Annotated in this window: 19 protein-coding genes; 13 read left to right on the top strand and 6 right to left on the bottom strand. The window is 58.0% G+C overall.

Features of this window, described 5'->3' with window-relative positions; genetic code table 11:
* The first annotated feature begins 90 nt into the window (after positions 1 to 90).
* Complete coding sequence (gene cyaA / locus AFK63_RS17250; RefSeq protein WP_038865816.1) at positions 91 to 2,637, top strand: class I adenylate cyclase; 2,547 nt, start codon at positions 91 to 93, stop codon at positions 2,635 to 2,637.
* Here cyaA and cyaY read toward each other — a convergent pair whose 3' ends face one another.
* On the bottom strand, positions 2,638 to 2,958 hold the full coding sequence (gene cyaY / locus AFK63_RS17245) for an iron donor protein CyaY (RefSeq protein ID WP_038865813.1): 321 nt from the start codon (positions 2,956 to 2,958) through the stop codon (positions 2,638 to 2,640).
* 166 nt (positions 2,959 to 3,124) lie between these two features.
* On the opposite strand from cyaY, the gene lptM reads away from it, so the two are divergent.
* The 8 genes from lptM to corA all read left to right on the top strand — a co-directional run bounded on the left by lptM (position 3,125) and on the right by corA (position 10,234).
* On the top strand, positions 3,125 to 3,328 hold the full coding sequence (gene lptM / locus AFK63_RS17240; protein ID WP_038865811.1) for an LPS translocon maturation chaperone LptM: 204 nt from the start codon (positions 3,125 to 3,127) through the stop codon (positions 3,326 to 3,328).
* Positions 3,329 to 3,360: 32 nt separating this feature from the next.
* A complete protein-coding gene (dapF, locus tag AFK63_RS17235) occupies positions 3,361 to 4,185 on the top strand; it encodes a diaminopimelate epimerase (RefSeq protein WP_038865810.1) in 825 nt (274 codons plus the stop codon).
* The gene (locus tag AFK63_RS17230) at positions 4,182 to 4,886 is read left to right on the top strand and encodes a DUF484 domain-containing protein (protein ID WP_038865807.1); all 705 of its coding nucleotides are present in this window, start codon (positions 4,182 to 4,184) and stop codon (positions 4,884 to 4,886) included. The genes dapF and AFK63_RS17230 overlap by 4 nt, the downstream gene beginning before the upstream one ends.
* Positions 4,883 to 5,788: a tyrosine recombinase XerC gene (xerC, locus tag AFK63_RS17225; protein ID WP_038865805.1), complete on the top strand. Its 906-nt coding sequence runs from the start codon at positions 4,883 to 4,885 to the stop codon at positions 5,786 to 5,788. Before AFK63_RS17230 ends, xerC begins: the two co-directional genes overlap by 4 nt.
* Positions 5,788 to 6,504, top strand: a complete 717-nt coding sequence (yigB, locus tag AFK63_RS17220; protein ID WP_038865803.1) for a 5-amino-6-(5-phospho-D-ribitylamino)uracil phosphatase YigB — start codon at positions 5,788 to 5,790, stop codon at positions 6,502 to 6,504. The genes xerC and yigB overlap by 1 nt, the downstream gene beginning before the upstream one ends.
* A 136-nt stretch (positions 6,505 to 6,640) precedes the next feature.
* Positions 6,641 to 8,803, top strand: a complete 2,163-nt coding sequence (gene uvrD / locus AFK63_RS17215; protein ID WP_038865801.1) for a DNA helicase II — start codon at positions 6,641 to 6,643, stop codon at positions 8,801 to 8,803.
* Between the two features lie 271 nt (positions 8,804 to 9,074).
* Positions 9,075 to 9,131 (top strand): YsgD/CorL family protein, encoded by a 57-nt coding sequence (gene ysgD / locus AFK63_RS21810; protein ID WP_350338730.1) that lies wholly within the window; start codon positions 9,075 to 9,077, stop codon positions 9,129 to 9,131.
* A gap of 152 nt (positions 9,132 to 9,283) precedes the next feature.
* Positions 9,284 to 10,234 carry a magnesium/cobalt transporter CorA gene (gene corA / locus AFK63_RS17210; RefSeq protein WP_038865799.1) on the top strand — a complete coding sequence of 317 codons (951 nt, stop codon included), beginning with the start codon at positions 9,284 to 9,286 and terminating at the stop codon, positions 10,232 to 10,234.
* A 55-nt stretch (positions 10,235 to 10,289) separates the two neighbouring features.
* Here corA and AFK63_RS17205 read toward each other — a convergent pair whose 3' ends face one another.
* The 4 genes from AFK63_RS17205 to yigI form a co-directional block, all read right to left on the bottom strand.
* Positions 10,290 to 10,694 carry a DUF2628 domain-containing protein gene (locus AFK63_RS17205; RefSeq protein WP_038865797.1) on the bottom strand — a complete coding sequence of 135 codons (405 nt, stop codon included), beginning with the start codon at positions 10,692 to 10,694 and terminating at the stop codon, positions 10,290 to 10,292.
* Positions 10,695 to 10,752: 58 nt separating this feature from the next.
* Positions 10,753 to 11,139 carry a hypothetical protein gene (locus AFK63_RS17200; RefSeq protein WP_038865795.1) on the bottom strand — a complete coding sequence of 129 codons (387 nt, stop codon included), beginning with the start codon at positions 11,137 to 11,139 and terminating at the stop codon, positions 10,753 to 10,755.
* A gap of 189 nt (positions 11,140 to 11,328) precedes the next feature.
* Positions 11,329 to 12,222, bottom strand: coding sequence for an EamA family transporter RarD (gene rarD, locus AFK63_RS17195; RefSeq protein ID WP_007717103.1), 894 nt, complete (start codon positions 12,220 to 12,222; stop codon positions 11,329 to 11,331).
* A 52-nt stretch (positions 12,223 to 12,274) separates the two neighbouring features.
* Complete coding sequence (gene yigI / locus AFK63_RS17190) at positions 12,275 to 12,745, bottom strand: acyl-CoA thioesterase YigI (protein ID WP_038865791.1); 471 nt, start codon at positions 12,743 to 12,745, stop codon at positions 12,275 to 12,277.
* Positions 12,746 to 12,924: 179 nt separating this feature from the next.
* On the opposite strand from yigI, the gene pldA reads away from it, so the two are divergent.
* From pldA to rhtC, 3 genes are all read left to right on the top strand, one after another.
* Positions 12,925 to 13,794 (top strand): phospholipase A, encoded by an 870-nt coding sequence (gene pldA / locus AFK63_RS17185; protein WP_038865789.1) that lies wholly within the window; start codon positions 12,925 to 12,927, stop codon positions 13,792 to 13,794.
* Between the two features lie 67 nt (positions 13,795 to 13,861).
* A complete protein-coding gene (gene recQ / locus AFK63_RS17180) occupies positions 13,862 to 15,691 on the top strand; it encodes an ATP-dependent DNA helicase RecQ (RefSeq protein WP_038865786.1) in 1,830 nt (609 codons plus the stop codon).
* A 58-nt stretch (positions 15,692 to 15,749) separates the two neighbouring features.
* The gene (gene rhtC / locus AFK63_RS17175) at positions 15,750 to 16,370 is read left to right on the top strand and encodes a threonine export protein RhtC (protein ID WP_038865895.1); all 621 of its coding nucleotides are present in this window, start codon (positions 15,750 to 15,752) and stop codon (positions 16,368 to 16,370) included.
* Here the strand turns inward: rhtC and rhtB are convergent, their stop codons facing one another.
* Positions 16,371 to 16,991: a homoserine/homoserine lactone efflux protein gene (rhtB, locus tag AFK63_RS17170; protein WP_038865784.1), complete on the bottom strand. Its 621-nt coding sequence runs from the start codon at positions 16,989 to 16,991 to the stop codon at positions 16,371 to 16,373.
* A 109-nt stretch (positions 16,992 to 17,100) separates the two neighbouring features.
* Here rhtB and pldB point away from each other — a divergent pair, with 109 nt between their 5' ends.
* Entirely contained in the window at positions 17,101 to 18,093 is a 993-nt protein-coding gene (gene pldB / locus AFK63_RS17165) for a lysophospholipase L2 (RefSeq protein WP_038865782.1), read from the top strand.
* The last annotated feature ends 30 nt before the right edge of the window (positions 18,094 to 18,123 follow it).

The following is an 18,123-nucleotide window of genomic DNA, read 5'->3' as shown; positions in this document are numbered from 1 at the left end:
TAAACCATTTGTCCGCCCGTCACACCATAATCACAAGGGCGATACAACGGTGAACATCGTTTACATTCTGTAACCATCAGGCGATACGTCTTGTACCTCTATATTGAGACTCTGAAACAGAGACTGGATGCCATCAATCAATTGCGTGTGGATCGCGCGCTTGCTGCCATGGGGCCTGCTTTCCAACAGGTTTACAGTCTGCTGCCAACATTATTGCATTATCACCATCCGCTGATGCCGGGGTACCTTGAAGGTAACGTTCCCTACGGCATTTGCCTCTACACGCCTGATGAAACCCAACGCCACTACCTGAACGAGCTGGAAACGCAGCGCGGTATGCCTGCGCAACAAACCGTGAAGGGCGAATTGCCGATTACCGGCATCTATTCGATGGGCAGCACCTCCTCTGTGGGGCAGAGCTGTTCGTCCGATCTCGACATCTGGGTCTGCCATCAGGCATGGCTCGATAACGATGAACGTCAGCTCCTGCAACGTAAATGCAGCCTGCTGGAAAGCTGGGCGGCGTCGCTCGGTGTCGAAGTCAGTTTTTTCCTGATTGACGAAAACCGCTTCCGCCATAATGAAAGCGGCAGCCTCGGCGGCGAAGATTGCGGCTCCACGCAGCACATTTTGCTGCTGGATGAGTTCTACCGCACCGCCGTGCGCATGGCCGGCAAACGCATCCTGTGGAATATGGTGCCGGGCGACGAAGAAGAGCATTACGACGATTACGTCATGACGCTCTACGCCCAGGGCGTGTTGACGCCAAACGAGTGGATGGATCTGGGCGGCCTGAGCTCGCTGTCCGCCGAAGAGTATTTTGGCGCGAGCCTCTGGCAACTCTATAAAAGTATCGACTCCCCCTATAAAGCCGTGCTCAAAACGCTGCTGCTCGAAGCCTATTCCTGGGAATACCCGAACACCCGGCTGCTGGCGAAAGACATCAAACAGCGTCTGCACGACGGGGAAATCGTCTCCTTCGGGCTCGATCCCTACTGCATGATGCTGGAGCGTGTGACGCATTATCTGACGGCTATCGACGATACCGCGCGTCTTGATCTTGTGCGCCGCTGCTTCTACCTGAAAGTGTGCGAAAAGCTCTCCCGCGAGCGCGCCTGCGTCGGCTGGCGCCGGGAGGTGTTAAGCCAGCTGGTGAAAGAGTGGGGCTGGGACGATGCGCGTCTGGCCATGCTCGATAACCGCGCTAACTGGAAAATCGACCAGGTGCGTGAGGCGCATAACGAGCTGCTTGATGCGATGATGCAAAGTTATCGCAACCTGATCCGCTTCGCGCGCCGCAACAACCTGAGCGTCTCTGCGAGCCCGCAGGATATTGGCGTGCTGACGCGCAAACTTTACGCCGCGTTTGAAGCGCTGCCGGGTAAAGTCACGCTGGTTAACCCGCAGATTTCGCCGGATCTCTCCGAGCCGACGCTGACGTTTATCCACGTGCCGCCGGGCCGCGCCAACCGCACCGGCTGGTATCTCTACAACCGCGCGCCGAGCATGGATTCCATCATCAGCCATCAGCCGCTGGAATATAACCGTTATCTTAATAAGCTGGTGGCCTGGGCCTGGTTTAACGGCCTGCTGACATCACGCACCCGCCTGTTTATTAAGGGCAACGGTATCTGCGATCTGCCGAAGTTACAGGAGCTGGTCGCCGACGTGTCGCACCATTTCCCGCTGCGCCTGCCCGCGCCGACGCCAAAAGCGCTCTATAGCCCGTGCGAAATCCGCCATCTGGCGATTATCGTCAATCTCGAATATGACCCGACGGCGGCCTTCCGCAATCAGGTGGTACATTTCGATTTCCGCAAGCTCGACGTATTCAGCTTCGGCGAACAGCAGCAGTGCCTGGTGGGCAGCATCGATCTGCTGTATCGCAACTCGTGGAACGAAGTGCGCACGCTGCACTTCAACGGCGAGCAGGCGATGATCGAGGCGCTGAAAACGATTCTCGGCAAAATGCACCAGGACGCCGCGCCGCCGGACAGCGTCGAAGTGTTCTGTTACAGCCAGCATCTGCGCGGTTTGATTCGCACCCGCGTGCAGCAGCTGGTCTCCGAATGCATTGAGTTCCGACTCTCCAGCACCCGCCTTGAGCCGGGCCGCTTCAAAGCGCTGCGCGTGGCGGGCCAGACCTGGGGTCTGTTCTTCGAGCGCCTGAACGTCTCGGTACAGAAGCTGGAAAACGCCATCGAGTTTTACGGCGCGATTTCGCATAACAAACTGCACGGGTTATCGGTGCAGGTTGAAACCGATCACGTCCAGTTGCCGTCGGTCGTGGACGGATTCGCGAGCGAAGGGATTATTCAGTTCTTCTTTGAAGAGACGAACGACGACGGCTTTAACATCTATATTCTCGATGAAAGCAACCGCGCCGAGGTGTATCACCACTGCGAGGGGAGCAAAGAGGAGCTGGTGCGCGACGTGAGCCGGTTCTATTCATCATCACATGACCGCTTTACCTACGGCTCAAGCTTCGTAAACTTCAACCTGCCGCAGTTCTACCAGATTGTGAAAGTGGATGGCCGCCAGCAGGTGATCCCGTTTCGCACCCAGACCATTAACGCCGTGACGCCGCTCAAAGATGACGACAGCGCCACGCCGCTGTTACAGCAATATCAGTCCTGATTAACGAAAGCTGACCGCTTCGCCCGCCTGCTGCGTGGCGGCGGTTTCCAGCAGATCCCAGAATCCTTCACCGCTGCGATCGCAGACCCATTCGTTATTTTTATAATCGAAGTGGTAGCCGCCCTGTTTGGTCGCCAGCCACACCTGATGCAGCGGCTCCTGACGGTTAATAATGATTTTACTGCCGTTTTCAAACGACAGCGTCAGTACGCCGCCGTTGATTTCGCAGTCGATATCGCTGTCGCCGTCCCACGCGTCGAGACGCTCTTCAATGGTCATCCACAGGCCATCGGCCAGGCGGTGAAATTCGCTGTCGTTCATATCTGCTTCCTGTTGTGCGCAATGGCGGCAGTATAAAAGCAATAGCGGGGAATAGAAACCGGCGGTCGGGATGGCTTTTGTGTCATCCCGCGTTACGCAAACTCTTGCTTTTGCATCTTCACCTGCGATGATAGAAAACAGATGAATGAACAACAGGCACCGATAAATGAAAACGATTTTTCGCTCTCTGGCAGTGATGCTGACGCTGTTTAGCCTCACCGGCTGTGGCCTTAAAGGCCCGCTTTACTTCCCGCCAGCAGACAGCAAAGCCCAGCCGCAGAAAGCGCCGGCTCCGGAAACCCAGTCAACGATGCCGGACACCAACAACCGTGGCGATACCGATGGCCCGACGCAGGTGAGCACGCAGTAATCTACTCGTAACCGCGCAAACGGAGTACAACAATGCAGTTCTCTAAAATGCATGGCCTGGGTAACGACTTTATGGTCGTGGACGCGGTGACGCAAAACGTCTTCTTTTCCCCTGAGCTGATCCGCCGTCTGGCGGACAGGCACCAGGGGGTGGGGTTCGATCAACTGCTGATCGTCGAGCCGCCTTACGATCCTGACCTGGATTTTCACTACCGTATTTTCAACGCCGACGGCAGCGAAGTGGCGCAGTGTGGCAACGGCGCGCGCTGTTTCGCGCGTTTTGTGCGCCTGAAAGGGCTGACCAACAAACGTGAAATCCGCGTCAGCACGGCGAATGGCCGGATGATCTTAACGGTCAATGAAGACGAGCTGGTGCGCGTAAACATGGGCGAACCGGTATTCGAGCCCTCGCAGGTGCCGTTTCGCGCCAATAAAGCCGAGAAGACATACATCATGCGCGCCGCCGAACAGACCGTGCTGTGCGGCGTGGTCTCGATGGGCAACCCCCATTGCGTAATCCAGGTGGATGACGTCAGCACCGCGCCGGTGGAGACGCTGGGCCCGCTGATGGAAAGCCACGAGCGTTTCCCGGAGCGCGCCAACATTGGTTTTATGCAGGTGATGAACCCGGAACATATCCGGCTGCGCGTGTTCGAGCGTGGCGCCGGAGAAACCCAGGCCTGCGGCAGCGGCGCGTGCGGCGCGGTGGCGGTCGGCATTCAGCAGGGGCTGCTGGCGCCGCAGGTGCGCGTTGATCTCCCTGGCGGTCGGCTGGATATCGCCTGGAAAGGGCCGGGCAACCCGCTCTTTATGACCGGCCCCGCCACCCACGTTTATGATGGATTTATTCACTTATGAGTAAGGCTGGAGAACAGCAGGAGACGCTGGCGGCGCTCGATGACGACGCGGTGCTCGACTATCTGCTGCGCCATCCCGATTTTTTTATCCGCAACGCCGCGATGGTTGAACAGATCCGCGTACCGCACCCGGTGCGCGGCTCGGTTTCGCTGGTAGAGTGGCACATGGCGCGCGCGCGCAACCACATCAACGAACTGGAAGAAAACATGACGTTGCTGATGGAGCAGGCGAGCGCCAACGAAGGGCTTTTTTACCGTCTGCTGAAGCTTCAGGGGCGGCTCGCCTGCGCAAACAGTCTTCAGGAGATGCTGGAGCGCCTTAACCGCTGGGCGCGCGATATGGGCCTTGCGGGCGCGAGCATTCGCCTGTTTCCGGAGCGCTGGCGGCTCGGCGCGCCGTCCGGCTTTACGCATCTGGCGCTGTCGCGTCAGGCATTCGAACCGGTGCGCATTCAGCGTCTCGGCCAGCAGACGCATTATCTGGGGACGCTGAACGGCCCGGAACTGCTGGTGGTGCTGCCGGAGGCAAAAGCTGTGGGCTCGGTGGCGATGTCGCTGCTCGGTGAACATGGCGAGCTCGGCGTGCTGATTTTCAGCAGCCGCGACCCGCAACATTATCAGCCAGGGCAGGGCACGCAGCTGTTGCATGAGCTGTCGCTGATGCTGCCCGATCTGCTGGCGCGCTGGATAGAACGCGTATGACAGCGTCGCCGCTCCAGCCGTCCGTCGCGCGCTTTCTGCGCTACCTGAAAGTCGAGCGCCAGCTAAGTCCGGTCACGCTGGTTAATTATGAACGTCAGCTGTCGGCCATCGTTGCGCTTGCGGGTGAGGCGGGGCTGAAAAGCTGGGCGCAGTGCGATGCCGCGATGGTGCGCTCGCTCGCGGTGCGCAGCCGCCGCGCGGGGCTGGGGCCATCAAGCCTCGCTTTGCGTCTCTCGGCGCTACGCAGCTTCTTTGACTGGCAGGTCAGCCAGGGCGAGTTGAAAGCGAATCCGGCAAAGGGCATCAGCACGCCGAAAACGCCGCGTCATCTGCCGAAAAATATTGATGTCGACGATGTGAACCGGCTGCTGGATATCGATCTCAACGATCCGCTGGCCGTGCGCGATCGCGCGATGCTGGAAATCATGTACGGGGCTGGGCTGCGTCTTTCCGAGCTGGTGAACATCGACTGCAACCATCTTGATCTTGCCAGCGGCGAAGTCTGGGTGATGGGGAAAGGCAGCAAAGAGCGACGTCTGCCCATAGGGCGCAGCGCGGTGGCCTGGATTGAACACTGGCTCAACCTGCGTGAGCTGTTTGGCCCCGATACTGACGCGCTGTTTTTATCAAAGCAGGGCAAGCGCATCTCGGCGCGCAACGTGCAGAAACGCTTCGCGGAGTGGGGAATCAGACAGGGGCTGAACAGCCATGTGCATCCTCACAAACTGCGCCACTCGTTTGCGACGCATATGCTGGAATCGAGCGGCGATCTGCGCGCCGTGCAGGAGCTGCTCGGCCATGCGAATCTCTCGACTACCCAGATTTATACCCATCTTGATTTCCAGCATTTGGCTTCGGTATACGACGCGGCGCATCCACGCGCCAGACGGGGGAAACCGTAATGTACTTTTACCGTCCGCTGGGCGAGATTGCCGCCCTGACGTTCGACCTTGACGATACGCTTTACGATAACCGTCCGGTTATCGCCCGCACCGAGCAGGAGACGCTGGCGTTTATGCAGCGTTATCATCCGCGCCTCAACGCCTTCACTGCCGCCGATCTCCACCGCGCCCGCACTGCGCTTCGCCAGCAGGAGCCGGAAATTTATCACGACGTCACCGAATGGCGGCGGCGCGCGATTGAGCAGGTGATGCTCGAAGCCGGGCTGTCCGCGCATGAGGCCTCTGAGGGCGCGAACGACGCGATGCTGAACTTCGCCCGCTGGCGCAGCCGCATTGAAGTCCCGGCGGAAAATCTTGAATGCTTACAGCAGCTTGCCAAAAATTGGCCGCTGGTGGCTATCACTAACGGCAACGCCGAGCCGGAACAGTTTGGCCTCGGCGGCCTGTTTCAGTTTGTGCTGCGCGCCGGGCCGCACGGTCGCGCCAAGCCTTATGGCGACATGTACCATCTGGCCGCGCAGAAGCTGGGCGTAGCGCCTGAGGCGCTTTTGCATGTGGGCGACGACCTGACCACTGACGTCGCGGGCGCTATCCGCGCGGGCGTTCAGGCGTGCTGGATAAACCTGCTGGATGGCGACCTGATGCAGATAGATGACAGCCGCTTGTTACCGCATCTGGAGATTTCGCGGTTGGCATCCCTGACCTCGCTGATATAATCATCACCACTCTGTATATAATTCCAGGTTTTCGCCGGGCGGCGCTTTGCGTCGCCGCCCTGTCATGACCTAAGCCTGGTCTGCGAGACGCCTGCGGGCGTTTTGTGTTTTTCCTGTTTTTAACGCGGCGGTGCCAATGGACGTTTCTTACCTGCTCGACAGCCTTAACGATAAACAGCGCGAAGCCGTAGCCGCGCCGCGCAGCAATATGCTGGTGCTGGCGGGCGCAGGCAGCGGTAAGACGCGCGTGCTGGTGCATCGTATCGCCTGGCTGATGATGGTGGAAAACTGTTCGCCGTACTCCATTATGGCGGTGACCTTTACCAACAAAGCGGCGGCGGAGATGCGCCACCGTATCGGCCAGTTGATGGGCACCAGCCAGGGCGGCATGTGGGTCGGCACGTTCCACGGGCTCGCCCATCGTCTGCTGCGCGCGCACCATATGGACGCGAATCTCCCGCAGGATTTCCAGATCCTCGACAGCGACGATCAGCTGCGCCTGCTCAAGCGTCTTATCAAGGCGATGAATCTTGACGAGAAGCAGTGGCCGCCCCGTCAGGCGATGTGGTACATCAACGGCAAAAAAGATGACGGCCTGCGCCCGCAACATATTGAGAGCTATGGCAATCCGGTAGAGCAGACCTGGCAGAAAGTGTATCAGGCATACCAGGAGGCGTGCGATCGCGCCGGACTGGTGGACTTCGCCGAGCTGCTGCTGCGCGCCCATGAGCTGTGGCTTAACAAACCGCATATCCTCAACCACTACCGCGAGCGTTTCACTAATATTCTGGTGGATGAGTTTCAGGACACCAACGGCATTCAGTACGCCTGGATCCGCCTGCTGGCGGGCGACACTGGCAAGGTGATGATCGTTGGCGACGATGACCAGTCCATTTATGGCTGGCGCGGTGCGCAGGTCGAAAACATCCAGCGCTTCCTGAACGATTTCCAGGGCGCGCAGACTATTCGTCTGGAGCAGAACTACCGCTCTACCAACAATATTCTAAACGCCGCCAACGCCCTGATCGCCAATAACGCGGGGCGTCTTGGCAAAGAGCTGTGGACCGACGGCAGCGACGGCGAGCCTATCTCCCTCTACTGCGCTTTCAACGAGCTGGACGAAGCGCGCTTTGTGGTCAACCGCATCAAAGTGTGGCAGGAGAATGGCGGCGCGCTGCAGGACTGCGCGATCCTGTATCGCAGCAACGCCCAGTCGCGCGTGCTGGAAGAGGCGCTGTTACAGGCGAGCATGCCGTACCGCATCTACGGCGGCATGCGATTCTTCGAACGCCAGGAGATTAAAGACGCGCTGTCGTATCTGCGTCTTATCGCCAACCGCAACGACGACGCGGCTTTTGAGCGCGTAGTGAATACGCCGACGCGCGGCATCGGCGACCGCACGCTGGATGTGGTGCGTCAGACCGCGCGCGATCGCCAGCTCACGCTCTGGCAGGCGTGCCGTCAGTTGTTGCAGGAAAAAGCGCTGGCCGGACGCGCCGCCAGCGCGCTTCAGCGCTTCCTTGAGCTTATCGACGCGCTGGCGCATGACACTATCGATATGCCGCTGCATGTTCAGACCGACCGGGTTATCAAAGACTCCGGCCTGTGGCTGATGTATGAGCAGGAAAAAGGCGAGAAGGGCCAGGCGCGTATCGAAAACTTAGAGGAGCTGGTGACGGCGACGCGCCAGTTCAGCTACAACGAAGAAGACGAAGATTTAATGCCGCTGCAGGCGTTTTTGTCCCACGCGGCGCTGGAAGCGGGCGAAGGGCAGGCCGACGCCTGGCAGGATGCGGTGCAGCTGATGACCCTGCACTCCGCCAAAGGGCTGGAGTTTCCGCAGGTATTTATCGTCGGTATGGAAGAGGGCATGTTCCCGAGCCAGATGTCGCTTGATGAAGGCGGTCGTCTGGAAGAAGAGCGCCGGCTGGCCTATGTGGGCGTCACTCGCGCCATGCAGAAGCTGACGCTGACCTACGCAGAAACCCGTCGCCTGTACGGCAAAGAGGCGTATCACCGTCCGTCGCGCTTTATCGCCGAACTGCCGGAAGGTTGTGTGGAAGAAGTACGCCTGCGCGCGAGCGTCAGCCGCCCGGTCAGCCATAAGCAGCTGGGCGCGCCGATAGCGCAGAACGACTCTGGCTATAAGCTTGGCCAGCGCGTGCGCCACCCGAAATTCGGCGAAGGCACGATTGTGAATCTCGAAGGCAGCGGCGAACACAGCCGTTTGCAGGTGGCGTTCAACGGGCAGGGCATCAAATGGCTGGTGGCCGCCTACGCGCGCCTCGAAAACGTCTGACGCTTTCACACTCAGGCAGAAAAGGCCGCCGGCGCGTTGCGTCAGCGGCCTTTTTCTTTTCTTCACGCGAAGCCGGATTTTCTGTCATCTGGCGCGGCGATAATCGCCCTGACAGGGAAGAAGCGAAGCGCGAAAACGCCCCGGCAAAACGCGCCCGCAGGCACTATAATTCCCATCAATCATTGAGGTGTTTTATCTTAAGTGTACGTGTTGACGCCTAATTTTTGGTGGCGTAACATGCGCCCACGATTACGCTAAGAGGACATTCGCCTTGGACACACCCAGTAGATGCTGGCTCAAAAACCTGTCAAACAGGAACAACTCCTAAGGCTATCCTCTTACGCTGATGGCCTTAGTGGTTGTCAGCGACTGTTTTCTCTCCCGTCGCGCTGAGTCAGGCTGTTTAATGGTCTGAAACCCAATCTGTTTCTGTGTGCCCAACCGAACTGTCCAGAATTTGTTTTTTTGGGAGTCCCGGTCATGCTGAGCGCATTTCAACTGGAAAACAACAAACTGTCCCGCCTCGAAGTTGACGAGGCCGTTTCGCTGAAAGATTCCATCTGGATTGATCTGGTGGAGCCGGAAGAGAGCGAACGACAGCGCGTGCAAACGGAACTTGACCAAAGCCTGGCGACACGCCCGGAACTGGAGGATATCGAAGCCTCCGCCCGTTTCTTCGAAGATGAAGACGGGCTGCACATTCACTCGTTTTTCTTTTATGAAGACGCGGAAGATCACGGCGGCAACTCCACCGTGGCGTTCACGATCCGCAACGGCCGTCTGTTTACGCTGCGCGAGCGCGAACTGCCCGCGTTTCGTCTGTACCGCATGCGCGCCCGCAGCCAGTCGATGATGGACGGCAACGCCTATGAACTGCTGCTCGACCTGTTTGAAACCAAAATTGAACAGCTGGCGGACGAGATCGAAAACATCTACAGCGATCTTGAAAACCTGAGCCGCGTTATCATGGAAGGGCAGCAGGGCGACGAGTATGACGAGGCGCTCTCGACGCTGGCGGAGCTGGAAGATACCGGCTGGAAGGTGCGTTTGTGTCTGATGGATACCCAGCGCGCGCTGAACTTCCTCGTGCGCAAGGCGCGTCTGCCGGGCGGCCAGCTGGAGCAGGCGCGCGAGATCCTGCGCGACATCGAATCCCTGTTGCCGCACAACGAATCGCTGTTCCAGAAGGTGAACTTCCTGATGCAGGCGGCGATGGGCTTTATCAATATCGAGCAGAACCGCATCATCAAAATCTTCTCGGTGGTGTCCGTGGTTTTCCTGCCGCCGACGCTGGTGGCCTCCAGCTACGGGATGAACTTTGAGTTTATGCCGGAGCTGCACTGGAGCTACGGCTACCCTGCCGCGATTGTCGCCATGCTGCTGGCGGGGCTGGCGCCATATCTCTACTTCAAGCGTAAGAACTGGTTATAAAAGCAAAAAAGCCTCTTCCATGAAGAGGCTTTTTTCATAGTGCGAGGGGGGAGCCTTACAAGCTCCAGTCCTGCTTGCCTTTGACTTTCAGATCGTAATACCAGGTATTGGTACGTAAGGCAAAATAGATCGGTACGATATAGATCAGTCCTTTTATCCCCAGCAGCACGGTAATAAAACCGACGATGAAAAAGGCTATCACGCAAATAATACTTTTCTTCCACAGGCCGAGGATAGCCAGATAAATGAAGGAGAAAAAGTAAGTGAAGAAATTGATCATCACCTTAAGGCGTGCCATAAAGCCCATCTTTTTCAGCGCGCCACTCCACTCCGGCGTCGGGAAAAGAATGCCGGGATAACCATGCTCCTCAATGAACGCAAAGCGCGTTTTCCATTTATCGCTTAGCTTCTCGTCTGCCATAAAGTCGTAGTGGTTTTTATTGTTTTCCATGCTGGACATCCTGAAGGCTCCTTAACGCCTGAAATTTTGCTGGGGTGAGCGACATTACCGCCCGATTTTATTGCGCTTTTTTGGCGACGCCAGGTGCCGGGGCGGCCAGCAGCAGTAGCGTCATCACCACCTGAAAACTGCCGCCGAGCGAAAGGTATTCTATGCGGCCTGGCTCGAAACCGCGCAGGTAAGCGATGACTATCCCGGCAATCCACATTGCCAGTGAATAGAACAGGTAATTCCGCGCTTTCAGACCGGCGTCACGGGCACGCATCGCACCGGCGCGGTAATAGAGCCAGAGAGCAATTAAAAAGGGAGCAAGCGCCACATCGTCAGGCGCGATCGCAAGTATCAGGCCCAGACCGAACAACAAACTGATAAGCCATCCCAGATAAGGCAGGCGGCGCATGCTGGCCGTGCGCGGCGGGAAAAAGAAAGCAAGCAGGGCAGACATCAAAATACCTTTAACGCCTTTTGCTGTGGCGATATACAAAAAGCGTAATGCATAAAAGCCGGATTATAGGTAAGCGAATTAGGGTTGCAAGACAGCCTGCTGGCAAATATCAGTAGGTGAGAAACGCGATTATTTGGTGTAAGCAGCCATCACAGGGCGGAAATAAGGCCCCGTGATGGCCGTTATTGTTTAGCTACGACGCAAACGCCGTTGGGTATACAGCGCATCCATAATAAATATCGCCAGCGCCAGCCAGATAAACCCGAAGGTCACCATCTTATCCGGGCCCGGGACTTCATCATAAAAGGCGACGGCCAGCAGAAACATCAGCGTCGGGCCGATGTACTGGAAAAAGCCGAGCGTGGAGAGACGCAGGCGCGTCGCGGCGGCGGTGAAGCAGAGCAGCGGGATCGTCGTCACCACACCTGCTGCCATTAGCAGCAGATTCAGCGACCACGGATTGCTGCCCATATGGCTGGTCGGGCTGTCGGCGATGCCGAACAGGTAAATCGCCGCGACCGGCAGCAGCCACAGGGTTTCCATCAGCATGCCGGTTTGCGCGTCCACCATGATCTTTTTACGTACCAGGCCGTAGAAGGCGAAACTAAAGGCAAGGCCGAGTGCGATAACCGGCAGCGAGCCGAACGTCCAGAGCTGCACCAGCACGCCGCAGGCTGCCAGCAGCACCGCCAGCCACTGCATCCGGCGAAAGCGTTCGCCAAGAAAAATCATCCCCAGCAGCACGTTTACCAGCGGGTTTATGAAATAACCGAGGCTGGCTTCCAGCAGGTGATGATTATTCACCGACCAGATAAACAGCAGCCAGTTGCCGCCTACCAGCACGGCGCTGAGCGCGAGGCTGAACACTTTTTTCGGCGTCGCGAATAACCGTTTTACCGAGCCCCACTGACGGCTCAGGCTGATTAACGCCAGCATAAAGAAGAATGACCAGATAACGCGGTGCGTCAGAATTTCATCGGCGGGAACCGCCTGAATCAGTTTGAAATAGGCGGGCGCAATGCCCCAGATAAAATAAGCGGCGAGCGCGAATAACACACCCTGACGCGTCTGTTTAGCATCCATGTAAAACTCTTATCATGAGAAAAGTGTGAGCAGTTTATCAGCAATGCGCAGGTTACCCCACCATGTAGGTGGCCGTGGCGCTGGCGATATAAACCTGCTCTTCGTTGTGTAATTCGACACGCGCGACCGCGACTTTATTACCTGCGCGCAACAGCGTGCTGGAGGCCGTAAAGCGCTGTCCGCGACCGGGACGCAGGTAATCAACGCGCATATCGATAGTGCCCATCCGGGACAGGCGCTGGCGCAGCTCTTCTTCGCTGATGCTGTCGTGGCGCGTCAGCGTGCTGCCGACGCACACCAGGCCCGCCGCCACATCCAGCGCCGAGGCGATGGCGCCGCCGTGCAAAATGCTCTGCGCCCAGTTGCCCACCAGCATCGGCTGGTTATTAAACGCGAGCTGGGCATACGCTTTTTCGTAACGTTCCAGCTCCAGCCCGAGGGCGCGGTTAAACGGCATGTGATAAACAAAGATTTCGCCGACCAGTTGCAGGGCTGCTTCCGGAGTCAGCAGAGGTGCAGACATGATGATTTCCTCGACCGAAAAGACATGGCACACAAGGTTAAATGAATGTTGATTTTATGCTTCCCATTTGTTGCTTTCCAGTTTAAGAAAGCAGGACTAAGCAGACGCGAAATAAATATGTAGAATGGCTGCCGGATAATAATTCATCATCGAAATATTCGTTCAGGAGAACATTGCCGATGCGCACGTTTCTGGGTTGGTTTATGGCGGCAAGTTTGCTGCCATGCACAGCATTAGCACAGGAAGCGACCATGAAAGAGGTGCATGATGCGCCTGCCGTTCGCGGCAGCATCATCGCCAACCTGCTTCAGGAGCACGATAACCCGTTTACGCTTTACCCGTATGAGAGCAACTATCTGCTCTATACCGTCACCGACGATCTCAATAAAGAGGCGATTAAGTCCTACGACTGGACCGATAACGCTCGCAAAGATGAAGTGAAATTTCAGCTGAGCCTGGCGTTCCCGTTCTGGCGCGGCATTATGGGGCCGAACTCGGTGCTGGGCGCGTCGTATACTCAGAAATCCTGGTGGCAGCTTTCCAACAGCGGGCAGTCGTCGCCGTTTCGTGAAACCAACTATGAACCGCAGCTGTTCTTAGGCTTCGCGACCGACTATCAGCTGGCGGGCTGGACGCTGCGCGATGTGGAGTTTGGTTATAACCACCAGTCGAATGGCCGCTCGGATCCCACCTCCCGCAGCTGGAACCGTCTCTACACGCGCCTCATGGCGCAAAACGAAAACTGGCTGGTGGAAGTGAAGCCGTGGTATGTGATTGGCGATACCGACGACAACCCGGATATCACGAAATACATGGGTTACTACCAGCTCAAGGTCGGTTACCAGTGGGGCGAGGCCATCTGGAGCGTGAAAGGGCAATATAACTGGAACACCGGCTACGGCGGCGCCGAACTGGGCCTGAGCTACCCGATAACCAAACACGTGCGCCTCTACACTCAGCTCTACAGCGGCTACGGCGAATCGTTAATTGATTACAACTTTAACCAGACTCGCTTTGGCTTTGGGGTTATGCTTAACGATCTGTTCTGAGGCATTGCAGTTTCCGACGCAGGCGCTGAAAATAGCGCCTGTTTTATTTTCAGTATCTGGAGTGAGTGTGGCGCAGGCGGAAGTTTACAGTCAGGAAACGCTGGCTAAGCAGGTTTTACAGGAAACCTTTGGCTATCAGCAGTTCCGTCCAGGCCAGGCCACCATTATCGACGCGGTGCTTGAAGGGCGCGACTGCCTGGTGGTGATGCCCACCGGCGGCGGCAAATCGCTGTGTTATCAAATCCCGGCGCTGGTGAAAACCGGCCTGACCGTGGTGGTTTCTCCGCTTATTTCCTTAATGAAAGATCAGGTCGACCAGCTGCTGGCGAACGGCGTGGCGGCGGCGTGCCTGAACTCGACGCAAAGCCGCGACGAGCAGCAGGCCGTGATGGCGGGCTGTCGTACCGGTCAGGTGCGTCTGCTCTATATCGCGCCGGAAAGGCTGATGATGGATAACTTCATCGACAGCCTGAGCTACTGGAATCTGGCGATGGTCGCGGTGGATGAAGCGCACTGTATTTCGCAGTGGGGCCACGATTTCCGTCCGGAATACGCGGCGCTCGGACAGCTGCGCGCGCGGTTCCCGGCCGTGCCGTTTATGGCGCTCACCGCCACGGCGGATGACACCACGCGCCGCGATATCGTGCGCCTGCTGGGCCTTGACGATCCGCTGATTGAAATCAGCAGCTTCGACCGTCCGAACATCCGTTACATGCTGATGGAGAAATTCAAGCCGCTCGATCAGCTGATGCGCTATGTCCAGGAGCAGCGCGGTAAATCCGGCATCATCTACTGCAACAGCCGCGCGAAAGTGGAAGATACCGCCGCGCGTCTGCAAAGCCGCGGCATCAGCGCGGCGGCTTATCACGCCGGGCTGGAGCATGAAGTGCGCGCCTCGGTGCAGGAGAAATTCCAGCGCGACGATTTACATATAGTGGTAGCGACCGTGGCGTTCGGCATGGGCATCAACAAGCCCAACGTGCGCTTTGTCGTGCACTTCGATATTCCCCGCAATATTGAGTCTTACTATCAGGAGACGGGCCGCGCCGGGCGCGATGGGCTGCCGGCGGAGGCGATGCTGTTCTACGATCCGGCGGATATGGCCTGGTTGCGCCGCTGTCTGGAGGAGAAAGCGCCCGGCCCGCTTCAGGATATTGAGCGTCACAAACTCAACGCGATGGGCGCGTTCGCCGAGGCGCAGACCTGCCGCCGTCTGGTGCTGCTCAATTACTTCGGCGAAGGGCGCCAGGCACCATGCGGCAACTGCGATATCTGTCTCGATCCGCCGCGCCGCTACGACGGGCTGGTGGACGCGCAAAAAGCGCTGTCGGCTATCGCGCGCGTCGAGCAGCGCTTTGGCATGGGATATGTGGTGGAGGTGCTGCGCGGGGCGAATAACCAGCGCATCCGCGAGCTCGGTCACGACAAGCTCAAGGTGTACGGCATCGGGCGCGATCAAAGCCAGGAGCACTGGGTTAGCGTTATTCGCCAGCTTATTCATCTGGGCGTGGTGACGCAGAATATTGCGCAGCACTCGGCGCTCCAGCTCACCGAAGCGGCGCGTCCGTTCCTGCGTGGCGAAGCCCCGCTGATGCTGGCGGTGCCGCGCGTTGCGGCGCTGAAACCGCGTGTGGCGCAGAAATCGTACGGCGGCAATTACGACCGCAAACTGTTCGCCAAATTGCGCAAGCTGCGTAAAGCCATCGCCGATGAAGAGAATATTCCGCCGTATGTCGTCTTTAACGACGCGACGCTGATTGAAATGGCCGAGCAGATGCCGCTCAGCCCTGGCGAAATGCTCGGTATTAACGGCGTCGGTACCCGCAAACTGGAGCGCTTCGGCAGACCGTTTATGACGCTCATCCGCGAGCATGTCGACGGCGACGACGAAGAGTAGTCAGCCCCGCGTAAACATGCCAGGATGAATGTTCTCTGATTTTACCTGGCAAACCTCTATGTTAACGCTGTTCTTTACCGTCGCGATGGTGCATCTGGTGGCGCTGGCAAGCCCCGGCCCTGATTTCTTTTTCGTCTCGCAAACGGCGGCCAGCCGTTCGCGCAAAGAGGCGCTGATGGGCGTGCTGGGCATTACCGCCGGCGTCATGGTCTGGTCTGGCGTGGCGCTGCTCGGCCTGCATCTTATTCTCGAAAAAATGGCCTGGCTGCATAACATCATTGTGGTGGGCGGCGGGCTGTATCTGTGCTGGATGGGGTATCAGATGCTCCGTGGCGCGCTGAAAAAAAGCGCGCCGACGACTGACGCGCCGCCGGTAGAGCTGGCGGCACGCGGGCGCAGTTTCCTGAAAGGGATGCTCACCAATCTTGCGAACCCGAAAGCGGTTATCTATTTCGGCAGCGTGTTTTCACTGTTTGTCGGTGACAGCGTCGGCACCAGCGCGCGCTGGGGGATCTTTGTGCTGATAGCGCTGGAAACCTTCGCATGGTTTGCGCTGGTGGCGAGCGTCTTTGCGCTGCCGAAAATGCGTCGGGGTTATCAGCGCCTCGCGAAGTGGATCGACGGCACAGCCGGCGCGCTGTTCACCGGCTTCGGCATCCACCTCATCATCTCTCGCTAATCAGGCGCGGCGCGCGGTAGCCAGTAGCGCGCCGACCAGCATAAACAGCGAACCAAACACTCTATTTAAGGCCTTCATCTGATGCGGGCCTTTAATCCATCCGCCGATACGCGTTGCAAGCGTCGCGTAGCCAATCATCACGATGATATCCACCACCACGGTCGTCACGCCGAGCACCACATACTGCATCATCTGCGGCTGGTGCGGCACGATAAACTGCGGAAACAGCGCGGCGAGAAACACGATGCTTTTCGGGTTAGTGAGGTTCACAAACACCGCGCGCTTAAAGAGTCTGCTGCGCGGCTGGCTTTGCGCCAGCGCGTTAAGGTCGATAGCGCCCGCGGCGCGCCACTGCTGAATGCCAAGCCAGATAAGATACGCGGCACCCGCCCATTTCAGCACTTCGAATGCCATCAGCGAGCGGGAAAACAGCGCGCCCAGTCCGATGCCGACCAGGACGATATGCAGCGCCAGGCCGGTCTGTAGCCCGGCGATAGAGGCCGCCGCGCCGCGATAGCCGTGGCTGATGGCGGTGCTCATGGTGTTAATCGCGCCGGAACCCGGCGAGAGGCTGAGAATAAGGGTCGTCAGAAGGTAGGTACACCACCACTCGAAGGTCATGCGAAGCTCCCTGATTGCGCACTTTTATGCCACAATACGCTATTGTTGAGGTATGTGCTACGAATCACAAAAAAGCCCGGACAGGCGTGGATGCGGAGCAATAAGGACCATGACCAGACACAGGAACGGTTGGTTTTCACGGGAAACAGGATTCGCGGCGTTCACCATGGGGCCGCTGACAGCTTTCTGGCAACAGCGCGAAGAAGACGAATTTTTGGGCGTTGACGATATTCCGGTGCGCTTTGTGCGTTTTCGTGCCGAAAACCACGATCGTGTTATCGTCGTCTGCCCTGGTCGCATTGAATCCTACGTAAAATATGCGGAACTGGCTTACGATCTGTTCCACTGTGGGTTTGATGTGTTGATCATCGACCACCGCGGACAGGGGCGCTCCGGACGTCTGCTTGACGATCCGCATCGCGGCCACGTCGTAAACTTCAGCGATTATGTCGATGATTTCGAACGTTTCTGGCAGCAGGAAGTGGCGACAGGCCCGTGGCGTAAACGCTATCTGCTGGCCCATTCAATGGGCGGGGCGATTGGGACGCTCTTTCTGCTGCGTAACCCGAAAGCGTTTGACGCCGTGGCGCTGTGCGCGCCGATGTTCGGCATTATTATCCGCTTGCCGGACTGGATGTTGCGCTCGATCCTTGACTGGGCGGAAGAGTACCCGTCGCTGCGTGACGGCTATGCTATCGGCACCGGACGCTGGCGGGCGCTGCCTTTTAGCCTCAACGTGCTGACCCACAGCCACGCGCGCTACCGACGTAATCTGCGTTTTTACGCTGACGAGCCGCAACTGCGCGTCGGCGGGCCGACATACCACTGGGTGCGGGAAGGCATCCAGGCCGGAGAACAGGTGCTGGCGGGGGCCACCGACAGCACCACGCCGCTATTGTTACTCCAGGCAGAACTGGAACGTGTGGTGGATAACCGCTCGCACGACCGCTTCTGTGAACTTCGCGCCGCGGCGGGCCACCCGTGTTGGGGGGGTAAACCTTACGTCATTAAAGGCGCGTACCATGAGATCCTGTTTGAGCAGGACGCTATGCGCGCCGAAGCGCTGAATGCCATTGTCGATTTCTTCGACGAGCATAACTGATTACTCGCGACCGGAGCGTCTGGTCGCTCC

Origin of the sequence: Cronobacter muytjensii ATCC 51329 (assembly GCF_001277195.1) — a bacterium.
GTDB classification, from domain to species: Bacteria; Pseudomonadota; Gammaproteobacteria; order Enterobacterales; family Enterobacteriaceae; genus Cronobacter; species Cronobacter muytjensii.
The sequence above is the reverse complement of the archived record's forward strand: the minus strand, read 5'-3'. Positions and strand labels throughout refer to the sequence as shown.